Origin of the sequence: Acinetobacter sp. AOR18_HL (genome assembly GCF_027855145.1) — a bacterium.
Lineage (GTDB): Bacteria > Pseudomonadota > Gammaproteobacteria > Pseudomonadales > Moraxellaceae > Acinetobacter > Acinetobacter pittii.
This window is the reverse complement of the sequence record NZ_JAKTIG010000028.1, coordinates 1-20,488: the sequence shown is the minus strand read 5'-3', so window position 1 is coordinate 20,488 and position 20,488 is coordinate 1. Positions and strand designations below refer to the sequence as shown.

Annotated in this window: 24 protein-coding genes and 1 pseudogene; 4 read left to right on the top strand and 21 right to left on the bottom strand. The window is 37.0% G+C overall.

The genetic code is table 11. The features are described from left to right. Nucleotides 1–22: 22 nt before the first annotated feature. Nucleotides 23–1,801: a hypothetical protein gene (locus MKL51_RS06970; protein WP_087400751.1), complete on the bottom strand. Its 1,779-nt coding sequence runs from the start codon at nt 1,799–1,801 to the stop codon at nt 23–25. Between the two features lie 222 nt (nt 1,802–2,023). On the opposite strand from MKL51_RS06970, the gene MKL51_RS06965 reads away from it, so the two are divergent. Beyond that, nucleotides 2,024–2,278, top strand: a complete 255-nt coding sequence (locus MKL51_RS06965; protein ID WP_086223008.1) for a hypothetical protein — start codon at nt 2,024–2,026, stop codon at nt 2,276–2,278. A 34-nt stretch (nt 2,279–2,312) separates the two neighbouring features. Here the strand turns inward: MKL51_RS06965 and MKL51_RS06960 are convergent, their stop codons facing one another. The 19 genes and pseudogenes from MKL51_RS06960 to MKL51_RS20965 form a co-directional block, all read right to left on the bottom strand. Beyond that, a complete protein-coding gene (locus MKL51_RS06960) occupies nt 2,313–2,615 on the bottom strand; it encodes a hypothetical protein (protein ID WP_086223009.1) in 303 nt (100 codons plus the stop codon). Further along, nucleotides 2,615–3,160, bottom strand: coding sequence for a hypothetical protein (locus tag MKL51_RS06955; RefSeq protein ID WP_086223010.1), 546 nt, complete (start codon nt 3,158–3,160; stop codon nt 2,615–2,617). Before MKL51_RS06955 ends, MKL51_RS06960 begins: the two co-directional genes overlap by 1 nt. After that, entirely contained in the window at nt 3,150–4,280 is a 1,131-nt protein-coding gene (locus tag MKL51_RS06950) for a hypothetical protein (protein ID WP_086223011.1), read from the bottom strand. The genes MKL51_RS06955 and MKL51_RS06950 overlap by 11 nt, the downstream gene beginning before the upstream one ends. Nucleotide 4,281: 1 nt before the next feature. After that, on the bottom strand, nt 4,282–4,560 hold the full coding sequence (locus tag MKL51_RS06945; RefSeq protein ID WP_057073755.1) for a hypothetical protein: 279 nt from the start codon (nt 4,558–4,560) through the stop codon (nt 4,282–4,284). A gap of 14 nt (nt 4,561–4,574) precedes the next feature. Next, nucleotides 4,575–6,113, bottom strand: coding sequence for a phage tail-collar fiber domain-containing protein (locus MKL51_RS06940; RefSeq protein ID WP_087400752.1), 1,539 nt, complete (start codon nt 6,111–6,113; stop codon nt 4,575–4,577). Nucleotides 6,114–6,164: 51 nt separating this feature from the next. After that, entirely contained in the window at nt 6,165–8,177 is a 2,013-nt protein-coding gene (locus MKL51_RS06935; RefSeq protein ID WP_270904256.1) for a terminase, read from the bottom strand. A gap of 19 nt (nt 8,178–8,196) precedes the next feature. Beyond that, a complete protein-coding gene (locus MKL51_RS06930) occupies nt 8,197–8,709 on the bottom strand; it encodes a hypothetical protein (protein WP_087400754.1) in 513 nt (170 codons plus the stop codon). An 11-nt stretch (nt 8,710–8,720) separates the two neighbouring features. After that, nucleotides 8,721–8,921, bottom strand: coding sequence for a TraR/DksA C4-type zinc finger protein (locus MKL51_RS06925; RefSeq protein WP_071209934.1), 201 nt, complete (start codon nt 8,919–8,921; stop codon nt 8,721–8,723). Beyond that, nucleotides 8,914–9,717 (bottom strand): hypothetical protein, encoded by an 804-nt coding sequence (locus MKL51_RS06920; protein WP_087400755.1) that lies wholly within the window; start codon nt 9,715–9,717, stop codon nt 8,914–8,916. Before MKL51_RS06920 ends, MKL51_RS06925 begins: the two co-directional genes overlap by 8 nt. Before the next feature lie 2 nt (nt 9,718–9,719). Next, nucleotides 9,720–10,625, bottom strand: coding sequence for a hypothetical protein (locus tag MKL51_RS06915; RefSeq protein WP_087400756.1), 906 nt, complete (start codon nt 10,623–10,625; stop codon nt 9,720–9,722). A gap of 72 nt (nt 10,626–10,697) precedes the next feature. Continuing rightward, entirely contained in the window at nt 10,698–10,925 is a 228-nt protein-coding gene (locus MKL51_RS06910) for a hypothetical protein (protein WP_032036444.1), read from the bottom strand. A gap of 11 nt (nt 10,926–10,936) precedes the next feature. Continuing rightward, the gene (locus tag MKL51_RS06905) at nt 10,937–11,395 is read right to left on the bottom strand and encodes a hypothetical protein (protein ID WP_087400757.1); all 459 of its coding nucleotides are present in this window, start codon (nt 11,393–11,395) and stop codon (nt 10,937–10,939) included. An 83-nt stretch (nt 11,396–11,478) separates the two neighbouring features. Further along, nucleotides 11,479–11,802 carry a hypothetical protein gene (locus tag MKL51_RS06900; protein WP_087400758.1) on the bottom strand — a complete coding sequence of 108 codons (324 nt, stop codon included), beginning with the start codon at nt 11,800–11,802 and terminating at the stop codon, nt 11,479–11,481. Between the two features lie 37 nt (nt 11,803–11,839). Then, a complete protein-coding gene (locus tag MKL51_RS06895; RefSeq protein ID WP_087400759.1) occupies nt 11,840–12,463 on the bottom strand; it encodes a hypothetical protein in 624 nt (207 codons plus the stop codon). Continuing rightward, nucleotides 12,451–13,896 (bottom strand): hypothetical protein, encoded by a 1,446-nt coding sequence (locus MKL51_RS06890; RefSeq protein WP_087400760.1) that lies wholly within the window; start codon nt 13,894–13,896, stop codon nt 12,451–12,453. Before MKL51_RS06890 ends, MKL51_RS06895 begins: the two co-directional genes overlap by 13 nt. Beyond that, on the bottom strand, nt 13,877–14,215 hold the full coding sequence (locus MKL51_RS06885; RefSeq protein ID WP_087400761.1) for a hypothetical protein: 339 nt from the start codon (nt 14,213–14,215) through the stop codon (nt 13,877–13,879). The genes MKL51_RS06890 and MKL51_RS06885 overlap by 20 nt, the downstream gene beginning before the upstream one ends. Continuing rightward, nucleotides 14,215–14,571, bottom strand: coding sequence for a hypothetical protein (locus MKL51_RS06880; RefSeq protein ID WP_087400889.1), 357 nt, complete (start codon nt 14,569–14,571; stop codon nt 14,215–14,217). Before MKL51_RS06880 ends, MKL51_RS06885 begins: the two co-directional genes overlap by 1 nt. A 146-nt stretch (nt 14,572–14,717) precedes the next feature. Beyond that, a complete protein-coding gene (locus MKL51_RS20970; protein WP_057073785.1) occupies nt 14,718–15,431 on the bottom strand; it encodes a phosphoribosyltransferase in 714 nt (237 codons plus the stop codon). 126 nt (nt 15,432–15,557) lie between these two features. After that, nucleotides 15,558–16,109 (bottom strand): annotated as a pseudogene (locus MKL51_RS20965) (hypothetical protein); the annotation flags it as partial. A 197-nt stretch (nt 16,110–16,306) separates the two neighbouring features. Between MKL51_RS20965 and MKL51_RS06870 the strand changes: the two are divergent. The 3 genes from MKL51_RS06870 to MKL51_RS06860 all read left to right on the top strand — a co-directional run bounded on the left by MKL51_RS06870 (nt 16,307) and on the right by MKL51_RS06860 (nt 19,246). After that, a complete protein-coding gene (locus MKL51_RS06870) occupies nt 16,307–16,723 on the top strand; it encodes a hypothetical protein (protein WP_057073756.1) in 417 nt (138 codons plus the stop codon). Nucleotides 16,724–16,948: 225 nt separating this feature from the next. Next, nucleotides 16,949–17,383 (top strand): hypothetical protein, encoded by a 435-nt coding sequence (locus tag MKL51_RS06865; RefSeq protein ID WP_057073757.1) that lies wholly within the window; start codon nt 16,949–16,951, stop codon nt 17,381–17,383. A gap of 141 nt (nt 17,384–17,524) precedes the next feature. Beyond that, entirely contained in the window at nt 17,525–19,246 is a 1,722-nt protein-coding gene (locus MKL51_RS06860) for a hypothetical protein (protein ID WP_057073758.1), read from the top strand. Between the two features lie 162 nt (nt 19,247–19,408). On the opposite strand, the gene MKL51_RS06855 is transcribed toward MKL51_RS06860, so the two are convergent. Beyond that, nucleotides 19,409–20,434 (bottom strand): IS30-like element ISAba125 family transposase, encoded by a 1,026-nt coding sequence (locus MKL51_RS06855; protein WP_004994718.1) that lies wholly within the window; start codon nt 20,432–20,434, stop codon nt 19,409–19,411. Nucleotides 20,435–20,488 lie beyond the last annotated feature (54 nt).

The following is a 20,488-nucleotide window of genomic DNA, read 5'->3' as shown; positions in this document are numbered from 1 at the left end:
AATGCGCCTTACTCTGTATTACTTACGATTTTTTAAGAGATGGCATATTGATACAGTGAATGACATAGCTTTGGTCAGCGTATCGATCCAATGGGTTCATTTCTGCAGCTTGAGAGCCAATTAAAGTAAGTACTGATTCACGTGCATCTGGGCGTGTTTCAATAACTGAGAGTGGCGTTTGAATAAACCCAACAAACGGCGCTCGAATTGGCTCATTACCACGGCCTACTAAAAGCATATCAAATGCTGTATCAGCTTCAGCTACAAGCTCTTGAGCTGATGGCGCATGATAAACGTTGGTACCATCTGCAAGTGTACCAATACGAACAATTTGACCATATCCAGCAGAGTACCCAGTTTTTGTTGGCATCTTATCGCTAGATAATTGGTTAAAGAATACTGCACCACTATCCCCAACATACAAATCGTAAGCTACAGTAGAGCCACCAGTACGCTGATTAATATCCATTTTTGCAGCAGAAATAAACTTCATTACTTCGCCAAACAGATCGCCAGTCGTATTAAAGGCAGCTGCCAATTTACCAGTCACACCACGAGAAGCATCAAAAGTAATTTCATGGCCTGAGTATTCAGCCAAATCTTTTGCTTCACCTAAAAGACGGACCGTTTGTTCCAAGAAAACTTTACCCTGAATAATTGCCAAAGCTTGACCTAAGAAGCCAAGTTTGAGTTCATTATTCAACTGAGTCTGCAATAAAGTTGCTGCGGTAACTTGTGCCATAATTGGTGAAGCCACCAAATTTTCATATTCAGGTTCAAAATCAACACCTACAGGCGTCATTAAGAAGTTACCGTTACCATCACGCGCATCAAAATCAGCTACGAGATGAACTTCAACTTTAGCACCAGCTGGTAAAGCTTCATTTAAGGTCACGCTAATTTTGCTAGCAGAAAGGTCAATTTCACTACCAACAACACGATACTCTAGGCCGTTTACAAATACGTTTTTTTCAGCAATAGCAGATATCTTGCCTGAAAATTTTGATTTACTGCGGTTTCGAGTATGCGCAACTTCTTTACCGTTGATTTTGATTGATACATTACCAGCAATAAACGGCAGTAATTTCGCATTTACATCTGGCGTTTTAGCTTTGAAATCATCATAACCAGTTCGGGCTGTTACAGAATATGTCGCACCCCCACCCCCATTTGACAAGGCAAAACGGAAACGGCCCTCTACATAAGGCTTAGAGGCATTTGCACCATCTAGGTACTCTGATTTTTTCATTGCACCAAAATCACGATTGGTGACAAAACGAATAGATACTAGCGGAACTTCATTTGAACCATTCGAGTTGGGAATCATAGCAACGATAGGTGTTGCATAAGCGATAACGTTGGCGATAGTAGCAACTGTAATCGCTGGTACGATACTTACAGATTCATGATGCTGGTGATTTACATCATCAAAACCAGATTCATTAATACTATCGTAATAGCTAATGGTCTCAGCAGGCAAAGCTGCTGCTTGTTTTGCACCATTTAAACCAGCTGTTAAGGCAGCTGCAATGATTGAAGGGTGTGGTAAATCACCACCGTGACGTGCTTGATATTGTGAAACACCGAACATCACACCTTTATCAACATCAGCAGCATGTTCAATGCCAATAGAATCAAAAATAGCTTTTAATACTTCAGGGTATTCTTCTACCGCTGTTTGCGCACTGTCAAAACCATTTTCAAACTCATCAGTACTTTTAAAATAGTAGTTTTGGCACTGAGTCGTAGCAATTTGTTGAGCCTCATACTTTTTACGAATTTCGTCTGATAACACAGTCATTTTAAACCAGCCTTTGGCTTTCTATGTAAGATGAAGAAAGGATGGCATGTCTAATTTTATACAAAGGAGGTTAGTTCCAATTTTTTAATAAAATAAATCTTGAAAAATTTTATTGAATCTCAATAAAGAACTAGAGTTAAGTTAAATATAAAAATTAAACTTTGTTTTTAATTTCAACTCATTTCATTACATTAAAAATTTTTAAATTTAAAGGTAGATAAAATGATAATAGATATTTATCGTTCTAAGAGTAATTCTGAAAAGTTTCTTTCTGTTCTTAAAGATACAGACATTACAACATTATCAATTCCTGATAATGATTATATTGAACTGACTTTATTTAAATCGAATAAAACTATTGAGGCCGACATGCCTTTAATTGCGATGGATCCTTCAAATATTATTGATCAAATCAATTCCAAAGGTTATGCATTACATGGCGCTGCTGTGAAGATGGAAACTGGGCTAGTTAAATAATTCGAGAGAGCCCTATTAAAAATAGGGCTTTTCTTTAGCCGCTTACACCACTAGAAACATATATTTCCACACTATCACCTGCTTTCACTTTATAACGGAGCTTATCCCAGCAATGTTGTCTAAATGGTTCAGTATCTGGTGCAGCAGCTGTTAAAGAAAGAATAGGTACCCAGTGTGAATCATTTTGCGGATCTGCATTTGGAACATTACTTCCGAAAAAATCCACTTCTGCCCCGTTCCCGATCACCTGGTAATTGAAAATTGCAGAAGTACATTGCTCAGCTATTTCAATATCCCCTGTCTTCTTCCCTTTTTCATTAAAAACTAAATAACTCATTAACTCTCTCCATCACCATTAGGTGAAATAAACAAATCATCTCTACGGTTTAAAACATACTTACTGCCAAAATCTGCCATGAGGCTAAAACCAGTAATATTCACAATCTCAAACCACAACATAAGATTTTCATAAATCATTAAACCTAAAAGATCCCCTTCTTTAAGAATCATGTCGGGAATGTTGATTATTCTTTCCAATACATCTTCCAACTCATCATTAAATGGCTCTACTTGTGCAGTTAGCACCAAATCTGAGGGGTTATTCATTGAGAAATTCTTTTGAATATGACCACCATTAAATTTATCGAAATGAACATAAGCAGCGCCCTTATATTCATACTTGTAGTTAGGTTCGTCTTGAATCGATAAAGTGTTTGCTTCAAAAGAAAGTGGATCTAATGGTTTTGAATCTTCAGCTGGATTATTGAAAATCACTTCTTTACGCCAAACTTGTGCTGGAATACTTGCTAATGCATTCATAACAACACGTCTCGCTGCTAAACGGCGTCCATTGGCAACTTGATTTACTGATCTATTTAGCATTTTTACCTAAACCTTTCATGAAGACATTTAACATGCTCTGATCAATAGCACCTGACTTATGCAATGCTTGAATTCTTTCAATTTGACTGGCTCTAACAGTTTCTGATTCAAAACGTTTGAGGGTTTTCAATTCGCGTTCTAAGAGCTTTTTCGCAACTTTATTTGCTCTACGCATCATTTCCTTTTCAGCTTTTTGAATATTTGCTTTGATTGGTTTTACTGAACCACTCATCACATCTTTTACTTGTTCGTTAATCGAATTCTGTATCTGCTTATCAGTTTGCTTATATCGAGCACCAACTTGTTTCTGACGGTCTTTCTCTACTTCCTTTTTAAGATATGCAATGCCTGAGGGGGAATTAATCCACTTAACAACACGCAAAACATGCTTACAAGCTACACCAGATAAATGAGGATTACGTATTTTCGGGAAACCGCCCTCATCACGTCCTAAGTTGTAGCCCCCTATAGTTGCCATATAGCGGTACCAGAACGTATGTCGCTCGCAATCACACTGAAATTTGATTTTGCCTTTAGCTAAGCGGTTTTTAACAGTAGTTAATGCTTGTTTATCGATATCAAAAACGACTGATTTAAAGTTTGAGAACTCAATTTCTACGTGATGATTTAAAACTTTACTTTTAGGACCAGCATTAGTGAGTAAGTGCACTAAGCCAGCTTTTCTACTAACTGGTACCGCCAAATAGATTTGCTCATTTGCTCGATCAATATCATCTTGTCGGCTTAAATTAATAATGTTTTGAGGGGTAATGCCTTTACTATACTGATCTTTTAAAAGCTGAATGTTTTCTTGAAAAGCCAATATATCATCACGGGTAATACGCCGTGGCACCTCTCCGTTTTGCTGACCTAACGTAGTAAATAGAACTCTCTCTACATCATACTTTTCGCCTTTTGCAATATCATGTGGCCGCAAGAACATAGGCTTAGGGATCTTTCGTCCCCAATCATCATATTCAATTTCCTTTTCGGCAAATGCCCGCTGTTCTCTATCTGCACGCTGGCGACTCTGTTGATCTCTACGAACTCCACCATTTTGCAAAGATTGGTTTAATTGCAGCTGGGCACGGCGTAAATCATCTGGCTTGAATGCTGACATATTAATTATCCTGCAAGTATTCTTTTTGAAGTCTTAAAATATCAACGAGTCTTGGAAATGCTACCTTTTGTAGTGGTAGCTTTTCCCAAATGCCGTTGGCACCACAGGCCACTAAAACCGCATCAATATGATTACTTGAACCATAAAGCTTGTAGCTTAAGAGTGATGGATCTTGCGATTCATCCTCCTTAATCTCCCAAACGATTAGATTCTGAATATTATTCTGTTGAAGATTTCGGTGAATTAAGTCTCTAATAGCATTTCGATAATCATTTCTCATACTGTTTCACCTATTTAAGCTTTAACAGTACTTACACGCGCAAAGCCACCAATACCCGCTTTACCGCTGTTGCCGTTACTTTCAGTAGTGTGACCAGCTTCGCCGACAACTAAAGTCATGTATTGAGTTTTTTCGGTTGAATTAGAATATCGGCAAATGAGTAAACCACCACTTGCACCACCACCACCAAGTGCCCAGCCGTCATCTCCTACACCATTAGCACCATCCCCACCTGCACCCCAGTTTGATATTGGACTTACAGATGCACCGCCCATGTGATTCAATTGGTTTGCAGCTGTACCAGCAATACCTAATTTTCTTGAAAGCTCTGTAATACTAGATGTGATAGTAATTGTTCCAGCTAAACCGCCAGCACCATTTGAGAAAGCACTACCATTCGACCACTGACCACTTGTACCGCCTTTACCCCCACCAACAACCGCCAAATCGAGCTCATTTAAACGTAGGCGTGTATCTGTACCATTGGTCCCATGTGCCAATGCTCCTAACTCCCATACACTGCCACCACCAGCACCGCCAGCACCCACTAAAATGAATTCTTTTTGTTCTTTTGGTTGAATTGGAATGATATAAACACCTGGTACTGTGTAATCGCCGTTTCCATCGTTTAGTGTTTCTGCAGCTACCTGAACAACGGACCAATTCACTGCACCAGCATATCCAATACGGTTTTGACCTGAGCGCTCCCAAACTTCATATGAGAACCCTTTTTCCGCACGTGTAAGCTTCCATGCTTCATGTGAGCTTTCGGGCGTTAGAAGGATTGCATACTTTGAATCACGTAAATCTGTAACTTTGCCACCTAATTCAATTGTTGCAGTGCTACCAATATTTACACCTGCTCCAATCAATTTTGGATATTGAGCATCTAAGTTTTTCTTAAAATCGATTAGCTGCTGTAATAAGTTTTTGGAACCAAGATCTAGATCATCAATCTGATGTTGTAAATCATCGTCTTTGGCTTTTACGTCCTTCTCAAATGCATATTGGGGGTGAGGATCCTCATGCTGATTGTGTTCAGTCATAAGTTTACGGATTAATGCAGCGTATTGTGGGTGTGGGTCTTCATCTGCACTATGCTGATTCATCAACATCACAGCAATTGGTGTGTTTGGATCAATCTTGATAGTTACGTTTTTTAAATTAACGTCAGTTAAAACAAATCCGAATGTAACAATGGCTACTACGTTTGCATGTAAAGACATGATTGATTGAGCTTCTGTAGTTGAAGCTACAGCAAGCAAAGTGCCATCTGATAGGTATATACCCATCTCAAACACTTCCATTGTTAAAGTTGGCTCAATACTCATCACAAAACGCAAAGTGCCTGTTTCAGTATCTACACCACCACCGTTAAGAGAAAATCTGGCTAATTCATTTTTAAGTGAAGTTAAGTTCTTTGCTTCAACTGATGCATCAAATTTACTAGTACCTACAGCAAGATGTGTCAGCTCCCCACCAAAACTAGCGACATCACCCACTTTATTTAATGCATTCCGACCTGCGTCAGTTAAAAAGAAGTTAATAGCCATAACCCACCCATAAGATTTATTGATCTATGGTAGTTATGGCTTCATGCAGTATTACTGGTCAGTTCCACTAGATTGATCATTATCTTTTTCAGCTGCATCTCTTAAAGCATTGAATCTTGACTTACGTTCTGCCTGTTCTCGGCCTTCCGGGGTATCATCTGTAACATTGACTGTTTCATAAGCTTCTGTGTAATGAACGTTCTCAAGGAATAAGAAGGCAAAAGCATCACCCAAATCTGGCGACTTAATTCCCATTCGTTTCATTTCATCTTTACTCAAGATTTTGTAACGTGCAAAGTCATCAAAACGGTATGGAACGTGAATTAATTGGTCTTTAATTTTCACGTTGTGTTTCTTCGTTTTCATTTTAAAACGACCACTAGCGATTGCTCGAGCTAAGCCCACATAAGCTAACGACCTTTTATTCGTAAACTCTTTTCTATTGTCATTACTAAAACATTGTGAGCCCCAATAAACAGGAACGTAGAAAATACCTTGCTTTTTAAGATACTGGCCTAAACCTTTACCTGCCCCGTTGTCATCTACTACCAAGTTAGCATTTGGATACTGTAAAAGTAGCTCATTAATCTTTGCGAATAGTTCTAAGATATCATCTCTGTTTTTGCACAAAGGTATATCTACAACCTCTACACGGCGTGCACGTTCTCCCCATTGGGATTCACCCCAAACTTTAGAAACAACAATTACAGAATCGTCTCGGCCAACACCACCACCAACGTCTACCGTAATGACATAACCAAATTGATGATCCTCAAAAATACTCGCGCCAACATACATTTCTTCTGTTTGACGTTTAGTAATTAAGAACTCATCAGATAAGTCTGGGAATTCACCTAGAACACGGATCTTATACTGAGCATCTTCTCGGCTTCCATACTTTTGCCGTTGTTCTTCTAAAGATTGCTTACTAACAAGTGGTGACTCTTCCCCGTTAAATGTGAGTGCAATCCAAACACCCCCAGCTCGATGACTTAACTTGTGATGAGTCTCATAGAACATACCCGCATTACGGGTAGGTTGCGACGTCATTACAGCACGGTTGTCTTCGTGAGTTAATGCACCAAACGCTACATCAAGTACAGCATCATCTACACCGCTGGCCTCATCGACCCAGACCATATAGTTGTCGCCGTGGTTACCAGCTAAGTTCGTGGGTTGATGTTTTGGTGCTGTCTTAGCAAAGACATACCATTTTTCTTTGTAGCCTTTGATGTAAACGAGTTCAGACTGGTACCCAACATAATCAGCAAGCCAAGCCAAAGGGCCTTGCTTCAATCGTGCTAGATTGATACTGATTTCTTTCCAGACTTGTTTCTTTAACTGCCCAATCTGCGGAGCAGTAAACATCATGATTGATTCATCAAAAAACAAGAGATGCCATAAGGCAACAATACCGGCACTGGCTGTTTTACCAGTGTTATGTAGTACTAAGTCATCTTCACCTAAGAAAAATGGATCTGGATCGAGTACAAAACCGTAATATTTGCCTTCACCAAGCTCGACAACCGATGTGATTTTTAAAGGCTTATGTTCACCATCTATAAGCCTATAAGATGCAAATTGTTCTCTATTTTCTGGCTTTAAGTTCAGGTATTGAGAAACAAGTAATTCAATCTTGTCTCCCTTGGACCAGCCGTTACCATCGTATAAGGCTATTAAGCAAAGGATGTGGGATTTATTGAAGGTATGAGCTTTACCACTCTCATATTCAAACCTGTACATTTCCTGATAGCCGGTTACTGTTTTAATTACCTCTAGTTCTGTTTTACCATCTGCAGCTAGGATCTTGTGATTTAGATTAATCCGCTCAACTGGGATAAAGTCCCCATTGGCTAATTTGATTAATGTCCCTTTACCAAAACAACCGTGACCTGAAGCTACGGATGTACGACTACCATCAAATGCAATAGATTCAAAAAGTAATTCTTGTTGCCATGTAGGTTCGACACCTAATGCTTCTACGGCGAAAGCATAGATGTCGTATCGATAACGTTCACAAAGTTCCCACCATTCGGGAATTTCTTTTAATGGTGCCAAAGCCATACCGTAAAAACACCATTAATTAAAAGATTGAAAAAGGAAGCATTGTTGGATCTACAGCATCTTCTTCAAACTGATTCCCTTCAGTAATTGAAAAGCCTTTAGCAATTTTTGTACTAGCCCAAACTGCTAACAGGATTGCAATGTGGCCGTTGTTTAAGCTGCTGCTATCAAATTCCTGCTGAAGGCCGTTTTTATCGACCTTACGGATTTCAAGTACGTTCTTAGGATTGTACTGGTTTAACTTCGGCTCAATTTCAATTAACTTTGCTCTGTAACGAGCTTGGTAAATTGAAATCACTTCTTCTAAATGCTCTTTAGCATTGAAACTTAATTGCCAGTTCTGTACTTGGTCAGGTGAGTCAGTAACAACAACCGTTTGATCTCTTAAATCACTTGGTACAGGTAAATTTGAATAAACGGCTGTTTTTTGAATAACAAGCTCACCAGTATCTGCAAATGCGGCTCCAATGAGACGAAATGGTTGATCAGAAAACCCAGCAACACGGCTGTCTATACGAATAATTCCAGACATTACATGTATCCTTAGCGCCGTTTGCGTTCTATCTTGGTTTGGCATTCAATGCAGAATTTCACGCCACCTAAAGCACGGCGGCGCTCTGGTATTTCTTCACCACATTCAACACATTCTTTTTCAGATTCGCCGTCAAAACGGCATCGATTTGCGATTTCTTGCTGCAATAAATAATCAGCACTTTCTTGTGCCTTATCGATTAAGTCAGTCATCTATACGCTCAACTGTAATTTCACCTGTTTCTCTATCACCCTTCACACGCTGGTGCTCGAGTGATGTGTACTGATCAGCTTGCACTACAACTTTGTCGTTGATTGCGGGCTGTTCCGTTGCTGAGCCATCAGGTTCATAGCCATTACCTGTGTTTTGGTCGAATGGACCACCGAAACCAATGACGTTAGGTGTATAACCCACGAGCTGAATATCTACAGTTGAGATAGAAAGATTGATTGCTTCGCTTGGGACTGGTGATGGAAAAAGTTCATTTTCAAAAACAGTGAATGTTGAATTAACTACATGATCATTCCATTGCTGAAATGGCACATTAAAACGACGGTTATCATTGCTAGACATGTACGCGCAAAATTGCCCAATGACTGAACGTAGATCGTTGGGATTGGTGGCAAAGAAAGCGATTTGAGCTCTTACAGTTGTGGGTACAAGACGTACTTTTACCCGCTTCTCATCAATGACCGTTTCAACAAAATCTGGTACTGGCAGTAATTGATTAACATCAGGAGGTTGATCTGTTAACGCTGTTGCAGTGAGCATTACGGGTAAAAGTACTTTCGACACTTCATCATGCTTTTGGCTTTTTCTGTATTCAGATAGCATTGCTTCTGAATCGTCCATCATCCGTGAGGGACATGCTTTTATAGCATTGCCAATAGATCTCAATTTCCAGTCAGCCGTTAATTGTGTCTCTGGCATATACGAAGCACGAAAATTGACAAGCTGCTTATACCAAGCGTTTTGGATGCATTTAAGCGAATCGTTGGGATAATTCATTATTACCCCCATACACTAAAGATATTGCCAAAAGACTTTTTCGGCTTTTTAACTTTCTCTTTTACGTTTGGATTGTCCAAACTTTGAATGATTTGTTCAGCTTGTTGTTGTACTGAATCAAAACTCTTCACAGGATTGACCATACCCGTATAGAGTTCTTTTTTTCGTTCTTCTCTAAGTTGTTGTACGCGTTTTTGCTTATCAACTACTTCTGATAATTCACCGACTAAGCCCTGAGCATTACCCAATTCATTTAAAAGGTGAATCTGACTATTGATATTGTCGTAGGTCTGCAAGATTTGATCTTCAAGCAATTGAGCAATAACAATTTCAGATGGTGTTAACTGTGAAATATCAGTTGCACTATCAAAACAAGAAACAACACTTTCAGGCTCTTCAGGTATGAATAAATCGTCAAATAACTGACCATCCCCAACATTACTTGCAAAGTTAGGCAATAGGGCAAAATCGAATCCAAAAAATCCAGTTGGAATTAAGCGGCCACCAACATTTTTATAATTTACAGCTGTACTAAAGCCACCCGCTTGGGCTTTATACTGCTGTAAGGCAACCTCACCTGGTTCGTTTTCATAGAATTCTTCACGGTGTTCAACTGTACCATCTTTGAATGCACGTAATTCAATCGTTTTAAATGCACTAGCAAGATATACCAATTTCCCCTTAATAATGACGGTTTCTGGCGGTACCATCCCGAAACGCTGCCGGATTTGATGACCGTAATAACCTTGCAATGAGTTAGTAGCAACCATTTCTTGAACATAGTCACTATTAATCAGGTTGATCATTGCATCAACATCGACATTACTTCGATCAACACCAGTATATTTACGGCACCGATCATGTAAGTTGTAAGAGAGAACTTTTGTCTTTCTATTTTTGCTAGCCATAAAAAAGCCCCAATGCTGTGATTGAGGCTATTGTTTCAGTTGTTCTATAGTTGAAATTTAATCAGTTCCAGATCAAATCTTTTTATCAAACTCAATCAATTCCAATAGTTTGTCATGTTGTTTATCTTCAATAGTTGCATCAAAGATGTATCCACTTTTAAGTGAGATAAAAACATCATAAAAGCTCTCATAAACCATGCTGCCTCTATGATCACTTTTGGAGACTTGCATACAATCCATTTCAGATAAATCAATTAATTGAGAACAACCACGCTTTCGACAAAAGATATTTAATCGCATACTTCATCCATTTACTTAGCAAGAGTGTCTTCAACACCACGAGCACGGCGCTCAGCTGTACGCTTATTAAATTCTTCTAGCGCACTTTCCATGTAAATAATGGCTTGTTTGTTGAACTCACTTGGGAACTTTTCATCCAAGGTTTTAGTACGATGAATAAGCACTTTTAGCAATGCTTCACTGGTCACCCCATTCACACCGTGTGAGTGAATTGGGCCATCTTGAAAATGAAGGCTGATTTCAAAATCTTTTGCATTTGGAGTTTCAGGTTTTGCTGAAATCTTATAGTAATGGCCTTGAGCATAAGCTGTAATGCCCTTAACCACTTCCCCATTTACAACTTTATCAATTTCTTGTGGTTCTAATTCTTGGTTTGCATATCCTAAGAAATGATCAATTAATAAGTTATCTCCTTGACCATTGATAGGTTCTGCGATTCCTACTAAAACATTTTCTTGAGCTTGTTGCATATAAAAAAGTCCTGAACTAATGAACAGGACTATGAAATCATTTTGTATTTGAGCGCTAACTCAACAGTTCCAAAATATAATTGTTAATCAGAGTATTCATACTTTAATAATTTCCCTGATTCATCCTTAAATATATTAAGAAATATAACTTGGCTATTATTTTTTGTCTGAATACGGATTTTATAATGGTTATGCGCAGGTAAACTAGGCGAACCAGAAAACCTACCTTTAGAAACAATACTATAGCTTTCAACCTCTCCGTAATCCTTCTTTAATTTAGAGTCATCAGAAAGTATTTTTTCAATGTATTTAGTGTCTTCATCACTCTTCATTGCTTTATCTAGTACTGGCTCAACTAAAAGGGCAATTAATAAACCTATTACAGCAAAAATTATAAATTTTTTCATGTTAACTACCAACTAGACTCGTGCTTACTCAACAATTTCATTGTAATTTAATGAAATTATAAACCTCATAAGGCTTAGCTGCTATTGCCGCTGCAAAGCTTGTGGAACCTAAATCTCTATCAAATGCCATTGAGTAAACTTTAACAACAATATTAGCTGGTACCAAACGCCGTAATATAGGTGACAGCTCTACCACTTCATTTGCATCAACTGTTTTATCTAAAACAATTCTAATCCGACTAGTTAAGAAGTAATTTGGCTTCTCAATATCAGACAAATAGGTAGGATATTCTTTTAGCTTTTCCAAGCTATGCCATAGTCGAATAATCTGATAATGATCTTTCCCCCAAAGCATACGCAAAACAAACTCTAAAAAAGCCAATCCTCTTTTATTACCCATACTACTCCAATTGGCATAGATAATTCGCATTAACGTATCAGAGGTGTTATTACGCCTTAAAACAACGAGCCCATTTTGTTTAGAGAACCGTTCTATAACTGTTTTACTGCCGATATGCGGGCATCCGTAATCTAGTAAGTCTTGTATAGACTGCTCAAAGTTCTGGGCAAATACTTGCTTAAAAGCCTTGGAAAGCACCGTTTCTAAGCCAGCATTAACATAGTGTTCATCAATAGGACGTGTAAAGTTTATAGGGTCCATGTTGCCCCCGAAATATCAGCTGTACGCTCCATATTTACTACAATACTGTCCTTTGTGATGTAAACCCATTCATTAGGCTTATTAATCTCATTTGAAAGTTTAATGGAGAAATCGCTCATCCGGTCTTGGAAAGCGACGATATTGTCATTTATGAGCTTTGACATTTCTTGACTATTAAAACCATTCACTAACCAACGGCTTGAGCTAAGTGCTTCACGGCCATAGCGCTCAACTAGTAATTCAATAATCTGGGTTTTGACCATATCGGTATTATGTACTGAGGCTAATGTGCCAGTGATTACTATTGGTAATGGCTTTTCTACTACTTCATGTACATTAACCTTACCTTCATACAAGTTATCGCAAAAACCTATATATCGACAGATATCTTGTTCTAAGACAGCTTGTTCTGCTGGATTCTTCGCAACCACCACAAGATTTAAATGATTAATGTCACGGTATGTGATTGCAAAGTGTTGCTCTTGAAGCGTTTCATTCCAAACAGAAATAAAATGAGCCCGCTTCATGAATTTTTTACGAACCACATAGTCAAAGTTACCGAGAAATACCGCATCTTCATCGTAAAGTGATGGATAGCTTGATAATAAACGCAATTCCGATACAGCTAACGGATCTACCCCCTCTCTAATCAATCCACCAGCTTTAAAACGCACTGATACCCGCTGTTCATCATTAGTAAGTACATCAAGTAAAGCAGCATCCTTTAAACGATTTGCATCAACCTCACCGTAAGTCTCAAGGACACCAATTGTGACCGTTTCATTGGCTTGTAGGGTTCGACCTGCTCTCTCAGAATCACCGAATTCAATAAATAATCTTCTAAGATTATCTGTAGTGACCGTAACAGCAAATTCACCAGGCTCAACATTCATCCAGCGTGGCTTAATTACATAGTTATTATTGCCCTGCTTAATGGAAATATTTGCAAGTGAAAGATCCTCTAAAAGATCTATTCGATATTTATGAAACCCTTCAGTTACTGGTACCACATACTTTATTTCACGATATTCACTTTGTTCTGCAATTACTTCCGCCGTTTCACCAGCTTTAACTGTAATTGATTGAAGTAACCGCCATACTCTACCGCCGCTATGGTCTTCAATCATTCGCCCTTGGCTTAAGCTAACAGCATTTGTTGACCGATTTATGATTTCTACTAAGTGTTGGCACGGCGTTCCGATTGGCAAGATGCCTTTATTAGTAGCATCCGCAATAATTGAGCGGTCACGTGTTTTTGTGAATGGTTCAATTGAAGCAATATCGATTTCTGGACCAAATGCAGTTAAAAAACTAGCCATAGAACGCAGCTGGTGAACGACTAGTGGATCTTGAGCTTTGTAACGTTCCTGAATCTCATAATCATCTATCGCTGCTTGTAGCTGAGCTTCAAAATTAGCTTGCGTTAATGTCATATGTCTCACCTGTTACTGGTTTACTTAGTCGTTCTGCTACTTGGTTTAGATCAATAGGCACATTCATGATGTTTAGATAAATATGGACAGTCTCAAAGCCTTCTGTTTTTGAGTAAAGCGCTAATTGATCAGAATTAAGCTCAGATAATAAAGGCAGATCCTTCTTCATCTTAATTAGAAAGCTATCTGCAACCCTTGCATCGAGTGGAGCCATAAGCAAATCGTAAAGAGGTGCACCAAAATCAGACCCATACTTTCCATTGACAGGATGATTAAGCCAATAATCAACCATGTCTAAAATTGACTTAGCTGTGATCATTAGGTAGTTGCTCTATTGCTAAAAATAGTCAAAAGCTTTAGTAAAATTGCAGTGCCAATTTGATAAGTAGAAAAAATAGAAAAATAGATAAGAAAGATCCAAAGCGAAACGCTTAATGCATCAAAGTAGCAAGCAACGTAATAGATTCGCCAATCAACTAAAATAATTGTGATCAGTACGCATGCCATGCAAGCGAAGTACATCCATCTTATTTCTTTAAATAAAAGGTTAATTGGAATTTGGCGAAATTGTTTTATTGATGCCGCTTTATTTTTGCCATTCCACCCCGTTATGAAATAAAGATACGCAGAAAATGCAAGAATTAAGACAATATCTATACCGATTTGAATTTGCATGGTACTACCCTTAATTTGGATTTTTATAAGAGTAGTTGTTTGAACCTCCTCAATATTTATAAGGTTCCAAAACAAAAAAGACCGCTATTTAGCAGTCTTTTAAAAAATAAAACAATTAATTCATTTTCATCATTTGGGCATAAGCATCACGTTTGTTTTGACGCAATGATTCTATCTCGGACTTCGTCAGCTGTTTTACGAGAGTTGAGGACATACTTTGCTTCCCACTCTGTGAGCTTTTCGAAATCGTACCCGTAAATCGATTTCCACCATGCTTCGAGATTGCCATATACATCCCTCAATTGCTGAAGAGTTTCTTTACTTAGAGCTAATTGTGATGAGTATTGTTTACCCGTCAGTGCATATGCTCCAATTACTTTATTCGACCCAGTGGCTTCAATATGGCCTTTCAATGCCGCAAAAGTACCACCTTGTGTCTGGGTATCATCAACAATAATAACACATTTATCATTGTCGATTCCGCCGTCAAATGCTGGGGGATTAGCTAGTCTATGCCACCCATCACCACCAGTTCTTGATACTTTAATAGCTTGAACTATATTTGTATCTACTTCAAGCCCTAGTTTCTTTGCAATAACAGCCGAAGTAGCTAAAGGGATCATATTACGCCCTACAGCCTCTTCAGCATGAACCGGCACAATAATTGTATCCCGATCATCAATTATTTTTTTTAGTGCATCAATTGCTTCATCAGAAACTAAATCTTTAGCTAATTCATAAGCACTTTCAACATCCCCAGCCTTAGCTGCTTCATACTTAGGGTGAGAAGTAGCATCCCCTAATCCACGGTCAATAACCGTTTTAGGAAATTTCCCCCAATCAGTGCGATATAACTTCATATTTTTAAATAAGTTTGAAGTGTGATTAGTAGGAGATTTTACACTAAATTTACCGTTAGCATCTCTTGGATGTTCATTTTCGTCCCAGTTAACACTATCAAAAGCTTCATCAATGACACTACTGAACTTTCCCAATTCGGATTGACCAGCCTCCGTAATAGAACTGATACCAAGTTGCTGTTTGGCTAGTTCAATTTTTTCCAAAAGTTGGTCCCGTTGCGCCGTTTGTTTTGCTAAATCTTCATCAAGCTTTTGCTCTTGTTCTTCAACTTCTTTAGCCTTTTGATCTACTGAAGTACGGCGTGGAGGTAAACGCACTTTTTCGCGCTTGTTTTGGGCTTGAATTTTTGATTGTGCTTCACGAATAAGCTTTGCCACACCTTTTACGGCATTATCAAAAGTAGGCTTATAGTCATCACTGAAATCACCAGACAAGACGACAACTTTATCGTTAATTTCTGCCTTTGTTACATCCGCTAAAGCACGTACATAAAGCGTAAGAGTTGCGCCACCTGAAAAGAAAAAAGTTACTGGTAAAACACTGACCCCAGCTACTCGTTTAATTTTAAGAAACTCTGGTGTAACAATAGTTTGGCCTGTTGCTTTTTCTAAAGCTGATTGGATCTTTTTAATATATGGAGTCGTAGCTGTTACAGCTGCAAGATTAAGAGTACCCATGAAAAATAACCTCATATAAATGAGGCTATTTTGATATTCCCTAACCTAACAAAATGAGAAAGGTTCCATCCAAGTTTCAAAGCGTTGCACTTATTAAAAAATAAACTACACATATCATCTAATTAAATGATACAACTGAATAATAGGCCACAAAGAATGGCTGAAACATCACTAATTTATTTATATGGAAGTTTTAAATGTATTTTGTTTATGAAGGTCAAGAGGTTCACCTTGACCCAAATAAGATTCAACAATTTGGCAATGACTTGGTTTATGCAGATACCCTGCTCTGTAATACAAATGATTTAATTGTTCGGAAACACAAAGGTCAAGATTTATCAATTTCTACTAAAAAATTTACTCCCTTTTTCAATGCAACTTTTCCTCAAATGAATGTTCAAATTCAATGGCTAAATATTCAAAGGACTGCTGAATTAAACACGTTAATTGATATCGATAATTCTCTTGTTAGTAATAAGAACGATAAGATTCCATTGACGCTTGCTCAACAGAAAGTTCTTAATGTAAAGAATCCTAAAACTTTTGATTTTCGCTATGAAAGGGATGTGATTATTAAAAATCTGTCTAATGCTGTACGAAATTTTGTTAGATAAGTTAAGAAAGCCAGCAAAATAGCTGGTTTTTTTATCCTTTCCAATTTTTATTGATATGAATAGATTTATCAGAAAAGTTAAATGATTAGAAACTGTCCATTAAAAGAACAGGTTAATAAAAAGTTTATGATGAAATCTTCTTTTTCCTTTTATATGGTGATACAAGTAATTATCAAGCTTCATAGAAAGCAAGAATTCCATCACAATATTATTTAGGATTTCAAAATGACATTTGAATATCAAGGGCAAGAATATACACTTGATCCAAATAAAGTTAAGCAAAATGGTCCAAGTTACATATATGAAGATGTATTACTTTGTGATGATAACAATATTATGGAATTTGACTATCAAGACTCAGTAATTGTGATTACTACTAAACAGTTTCATGAATTTCAAAATACTAACTATCCTGATCACAGAGTGAGACCTCAGTTGATTACCTCAAAACAAGCTGCTGTTATAGGTTTTTTAAATAGAGTTGATTCAAAATTATCAAGTACCTCAAGAAATATTGTTACTTTAGAGGCAAATGAGCAATTAGTTTTGGGTTTTAAAGATCCTAAAAATGTAAAAATTTCTTATCCGAGGGATCAAATAGTAGAGAAGCTATCTAACGCAATACGACCATTTATAGAATTAAACAGGCCAGCTATTTAGTTGGCTTTCTTTTTCCTTTTCAGTTATATCTATCCTTTATAGAAGGCAGCCTATTCAATTCATGTTTAAAGTTTTTATTTCTTGAAAATATATTAAACTTCTAACAATATCTTCAGTAAATTGAAGTTTTGGAAATTATGCATGCTACAAATTTCTACAGGTAAATTATTTTCTAGAGATATTGGGTATAGAAATAATTTAAAAGGAATTATTTATACGAATTTAAGATTATTTCGAGATGATAAAATCCAAACAAAAGCAGGCTCAATATTTTTCGTTGAAAATGCAAGTGGTCCAAATACTGTTATCTATGAAATAGAAGAGCTGATGGAAGGAAGTGAAATTGGAGCCGGAAGTGTAATTTCTAATGGGATCAGTTCTTTAATTTTAGACTTTGCAGCCATTCTTTCTTTTGCTTTAAATTGTACTGCTTCACCTAGCCATTCACTAACAGAAAGATTATTAAGCGATCAACAAGGTGTATCTACACATAGATCACCAAATAAAATGATTAAAACTGTTTTTGACAAAAATATTTTATGCCACGAAGAAAATAAAAAATTTTTTATCAATTTTACAAATCACTTAATTGGCCTAGAACGAAAAACATATTTAGGTGTAATGAGCTCAATTCGAACATATGTAACAGGTATCCATCGAATTGCTGATGATTTTGAACTAGCCTACACTCTTCTGGTTGCTTCAATTGAATCTCTTGCACAAAATTTCGATGGTCATCAATCAACTTGGGAAGATTACGATCAGAATAAAAAGAAGATAATAGACGAAGCATTAAATGGATGTGAAACAGATATTGCTTTAAAAGTTAGAGAGGCAATTTTAAGTATAGAACATACTTCCTTACGAAAAAGGTTCCAAGCATTTGCTCTTGAACATATTTCGCAATCTTATTTCCGAGATGAAGCTGATTCTGCACTTAATCCAATTGCTAAATTGGATTTGCCAACAGCTCTTTCAAATGCATATCAAGCTAGATCAAAATACGTTCACAATTTAAAAAAATTACCCAAAATGTTAACTCTAGCTGAATATTCTGAATTTTGTGTAATTGAAGATAAAAAATGGTTAACTCTTCAAGGTTTATCAAGACTTGCTAGACATGTAATTATTGAATTCGTAATGAAGCAAAAAATCATTGAAAAAGAACCATATAATTATTCATTAGAACGAACTAATATTTTTCAAGTGCATTTAGCACCTCAATATTGGATTGCTGTACCTGACTTTAGTGAAGGTGCGGGAGTTCAAAAGTTAGAAGGCTTTTTTTCTCAACTAAAAGAATGCTTAACAAATGTTCCTAATGCAAGTGTAACTGACTTAACGAGCGTTTTAGATGAGTTCGAATTAAAAATTGATACATTAAAACAAGCAGATAAAAATGCTTTTCTTACCCTCTACATTATTTATTACGCATATTTAAATAAAACATATGAAAATAGTGTTGACCGCATAAAAAAAGTTAGGAGATTTATTAAGAAACATGAAGTGAAAATATCTAATCCTTGTGTAGAGGGTCTTATTGTTAATACTTTGCTAACACATCCTATTAAATGGGATATTGAAGCCCACGATAAATATTTCAAACAATATTTTAGAGATAGGGATAAAAAATCAAAAATAAGATGTCCAGATATTTTTGAATCAGGCATGATTCTTCAATTAGCTGAACGTTATAGAGAAAACGGGAATGAAATAAAAGCACTTGAATTAATTGAAATGGCAGTTGAAAACCTTCCATCACATAAGGGATTACGCAACTTTGAAAAAGAATATAAAGAAATGCCAAGAGCAATTGACAGTAAAGAAATTCTATTTCCAGAAATTGAAGAAATAACCGCTTAGTTTTTGATAATATTTAAGTTATCTATTTTTTGAGAAAACTAAATCAAGTACGAGGTGTATTATTTAGGTCATTTACAATCATATATGGCCTTATCCAATCACACAAAAAAAGGGATTGAATGGTTCAATCCCTTTAATTTTCTTTAACAAAATATGGCGAATTCAAACATGAGGTGCGACAGTTTCAAAAGCCATATGATAATCAACAAGCTGAGCAAATTTCTCTAATGGTGTAAGCCAATCTAACGCCTTTCTAGGACGAGTATTCAGTGACATGGCAACTTGATTTAAATAATGCTGATCTGCCTGATTTAAATCAATCCCTTTAGGTAAATATTGCCTAATTAAACCATTCATATTTTCGCATGTGCCTTTTTGCCAAGGTGAATGTGGGTCACAGAAATATACATCTATGCCTAAATCTTCTTCGAGTATTTTATGTTCTGACATCTCGCGTCCACGGTCATAGGTCAACGTTTTACGCAGTTCTGCAGGTAAATATTTCAGAGCTTCAGTTAAAGCCTTGCGCACTGATTCTGCCTTTGCATCAGGTAATGTTGCCAAGATACAGAGCCGTGTATTTCGTTCAATAAGTGTTGCTATCGAACTTTTATTGTCTTTACCTTTAATTAAATCAGCTTCCCAATGACCCGGTATTTTTCTTTCTTGAACTTCGGCTGGGCGCTCATGAATAGTTTTAATATCCTGTAATATAGAATCTTTTTTAGGTTCACCGTTAGCTTTTCGCTTTTTATTTTCATGACGCAGACAGGATAATAAGTCTTTTTTCAACTCACCCTTGGGTAATGCTCGTATCGTTGAATAAATCGTTGTATGGCTTACATTCATTGTTTGATCCAAATCAGGAAATGTCTTTAAACGCTTTGCTATTTGCTGAGGAGACCATAAACAACGGATCGCTTCAACAATAAATTTCCAGAGGATTGAATCGATTTTGAGTTTTCTGTGACCACGTCTACGTCTAGCGAAGGTGTTATCAGAAGCATATCGAGCTTGATAAACGTCATTGATGCTATTTCTTTTAAGCTCACGATAGATCGTACTAGGATGTCTTTTAATGAGTTCAGCAAATTTTCTGGCTGAAAAGCCTTCTTTTCTTGACTCAAGCATTAATGCAGTACGATCTTCAAAGTTAAGATGATGGTATGACAATTTTATATACTCCATAAACCCTTTAAATTAATTAGGTGGTTTATGTCGCACTTCAAGTTTTACTCTGCC

Excerpts from the sequence above, each read along its gene's own strand:
- MKL51_RS06970 (WP_087400751.1), bottom strand. The coding sequence starts at position 1,801 with ATGACTGTGTTATCAGACGAAATTCGTAAAAAGTATGAGGCTCAACAA.
- MKL51_RS06965 (WP_086223008.1), top strand. The coding sequence starts at position 2,024 with ATGATAATAGATATTTATCGTTCTAAGAGTAATTCTGAAAAGTTTCTT.
- MKL51_RS06960 (WP_086223009.1), bottom strand. The coding sequence starts at position 2,615 with ATGAGTTATTTAGTTTTTAATGAAAAAGGGAAGAAGACAGGGGATATT.
- MKL51_RS06955 (WP_086223010.1), bottom strand. The coding sequence starts at position 3,160 with ATGCTAAATAGATCAGTAAATCAAGTTGCCAATGGACGCCGTTTAGCA.
- MKL51_RS06950 (WP_086223011.1), bottom strand. The coding sequence starts at position 4,280 with ATGTCAGCATTCAAGCCAGATGATTTACGCCGTGCCCAGCTGCAATTA.
- MKL51_RS06945 (WP_057073755.1), bottom strand. The coding sequence starts at position 4,560 with ATGAGAAATGATTATCGAAATGCTATTAGAGACTTAATTCACCGAAAT.
- MKL51_RS06940 (WP_087400752.1), bottom strand. The coding sequence starts at position 6,113 with ATGGCTATTAACTTCTTTTTAACTGACGCAGGTCGGAATGCATTAAAT.
- MKL51_RS06935 (WP_270904256.1), bottom strand. The coding sequence starts at position 8,177 with ATGGCTTTGGCACCATTAAAAGAAATTCCCGAATGGTGGGAACTTTGT.
- MKL51_RS06930 (WP_087400754.1), bottom strand. The coding sequence starts at position 8,709 with ATGTCTGGAATTATTCGTATAGACAGCCGTGTTGCTGGGTTTTCTGAT.
- MKL51_RS06925 (WP_071209934.1), bottom strand. The coding sequence starts at position 8,921 with ATGACTGACTTAATCGATAAGGCACAAGAAAGTGCTGATTATTTATTG.
- MKL51_RS06920 (WP_087400755.1), bottom strand. The coding sequence starts at position 9,717 with ATGAATTATCCCAACGATTCGCTTAAATGCATCCAAAACGCTTGGTAT.
- MKL51_RS06915 (WP_087400756.1), bottom strand. The coding sequence starts at position 10,625 with ATGGCTAGCAAAAATAGAAAGACAAAAGTTCTCTCTTACAACTTACAT.
- MKL51_RS06910 (WP_032036444.1), bottom strand. The coding sequence starts at position 10,925 with ATGCGATTAAATATCTTTTGTCGAAAGCGTGGTTGTTCTCAATTAATT.
- MKL51_RS06905 (WP_087400757.1), bottom strand. The coding sequence starts at position 11,395 with ATGCAACAAGCTCAAGAAAATGTTTTAGTAGGAATCGCAGAACCTATC.
- MKL51_RS06900 (WP_087400758.1), bottom strand. The coding sequence starts at position 11,802 with ATGAAAAAATTTATAATTTTTGCTGTAATAGGTTTATTAATTGCCCTT.
- MKL51_RS06895 (WP_087400759.1), bottom strand. The coding sequence starts at position 12,463 with ATGGACCCTATAAACTTTACACGTCCTATTGATGAACACTATGTTAAT.
- MKL51_RS06890 (WP_087400760.1), bottom strand. The coding sequence starts at position 13,896 with ATGACATTAACGCAAGCTAATTTTGAAGCTCAGCTACAAGCAGCGATA.
- MKL51_RS06885 (WP_087400761.1), bottom strand. The coding sequence starts at position 14,215 with ATGATCACAGCTAAGTCAATTTTAGACATGGTTGATTATTGGCTTAAT.
- MKL51_RS06880 (WP_087400889.1), bottom strand. The coding sequence starts at position 14,571 with ATGCAAATTCAAATCGGTATAGATATTGTCTTAATTCTTGCATTTTCT.
- MKL51_RS20970 (WP_057073785.1), bottom strand. The coding sequence starts at position 15,431 with ATGAAGTTATATCGCACTGATTGGGGGAAATTTCCTAAAACGGTTATT.
- MKL51_RS06870 (WP_057073756.1), top strand. The coding sequence starts at position 16,307 with ATGTATTTTGTTTATGAAGGTCAAGAGGTTCACCTTGACCCAAATAAG.
- MKL51_RS06865 (WP_057073757.1), top strand. The coding sequence starts at position 16,949 with ATGACATTTGAATATCAAGGGCAAGAATATACACTTGATCCAAATAAA.
- MKL51_RS06860 (WP_057073758.1), top strand. The coding sequence starts at position 17,525 with ATGCTACAAATTTCTACAGGTAAATTATTTTCTAGAGATATTGGGTAT.
- MKL51_RS06855 (WP_004994718.1), bottom strand. The coding sequence starts at position 20,434 with ATGGAGTATATAAAATTGTCATACCATCATCTTAACTTTGAAGATCGT.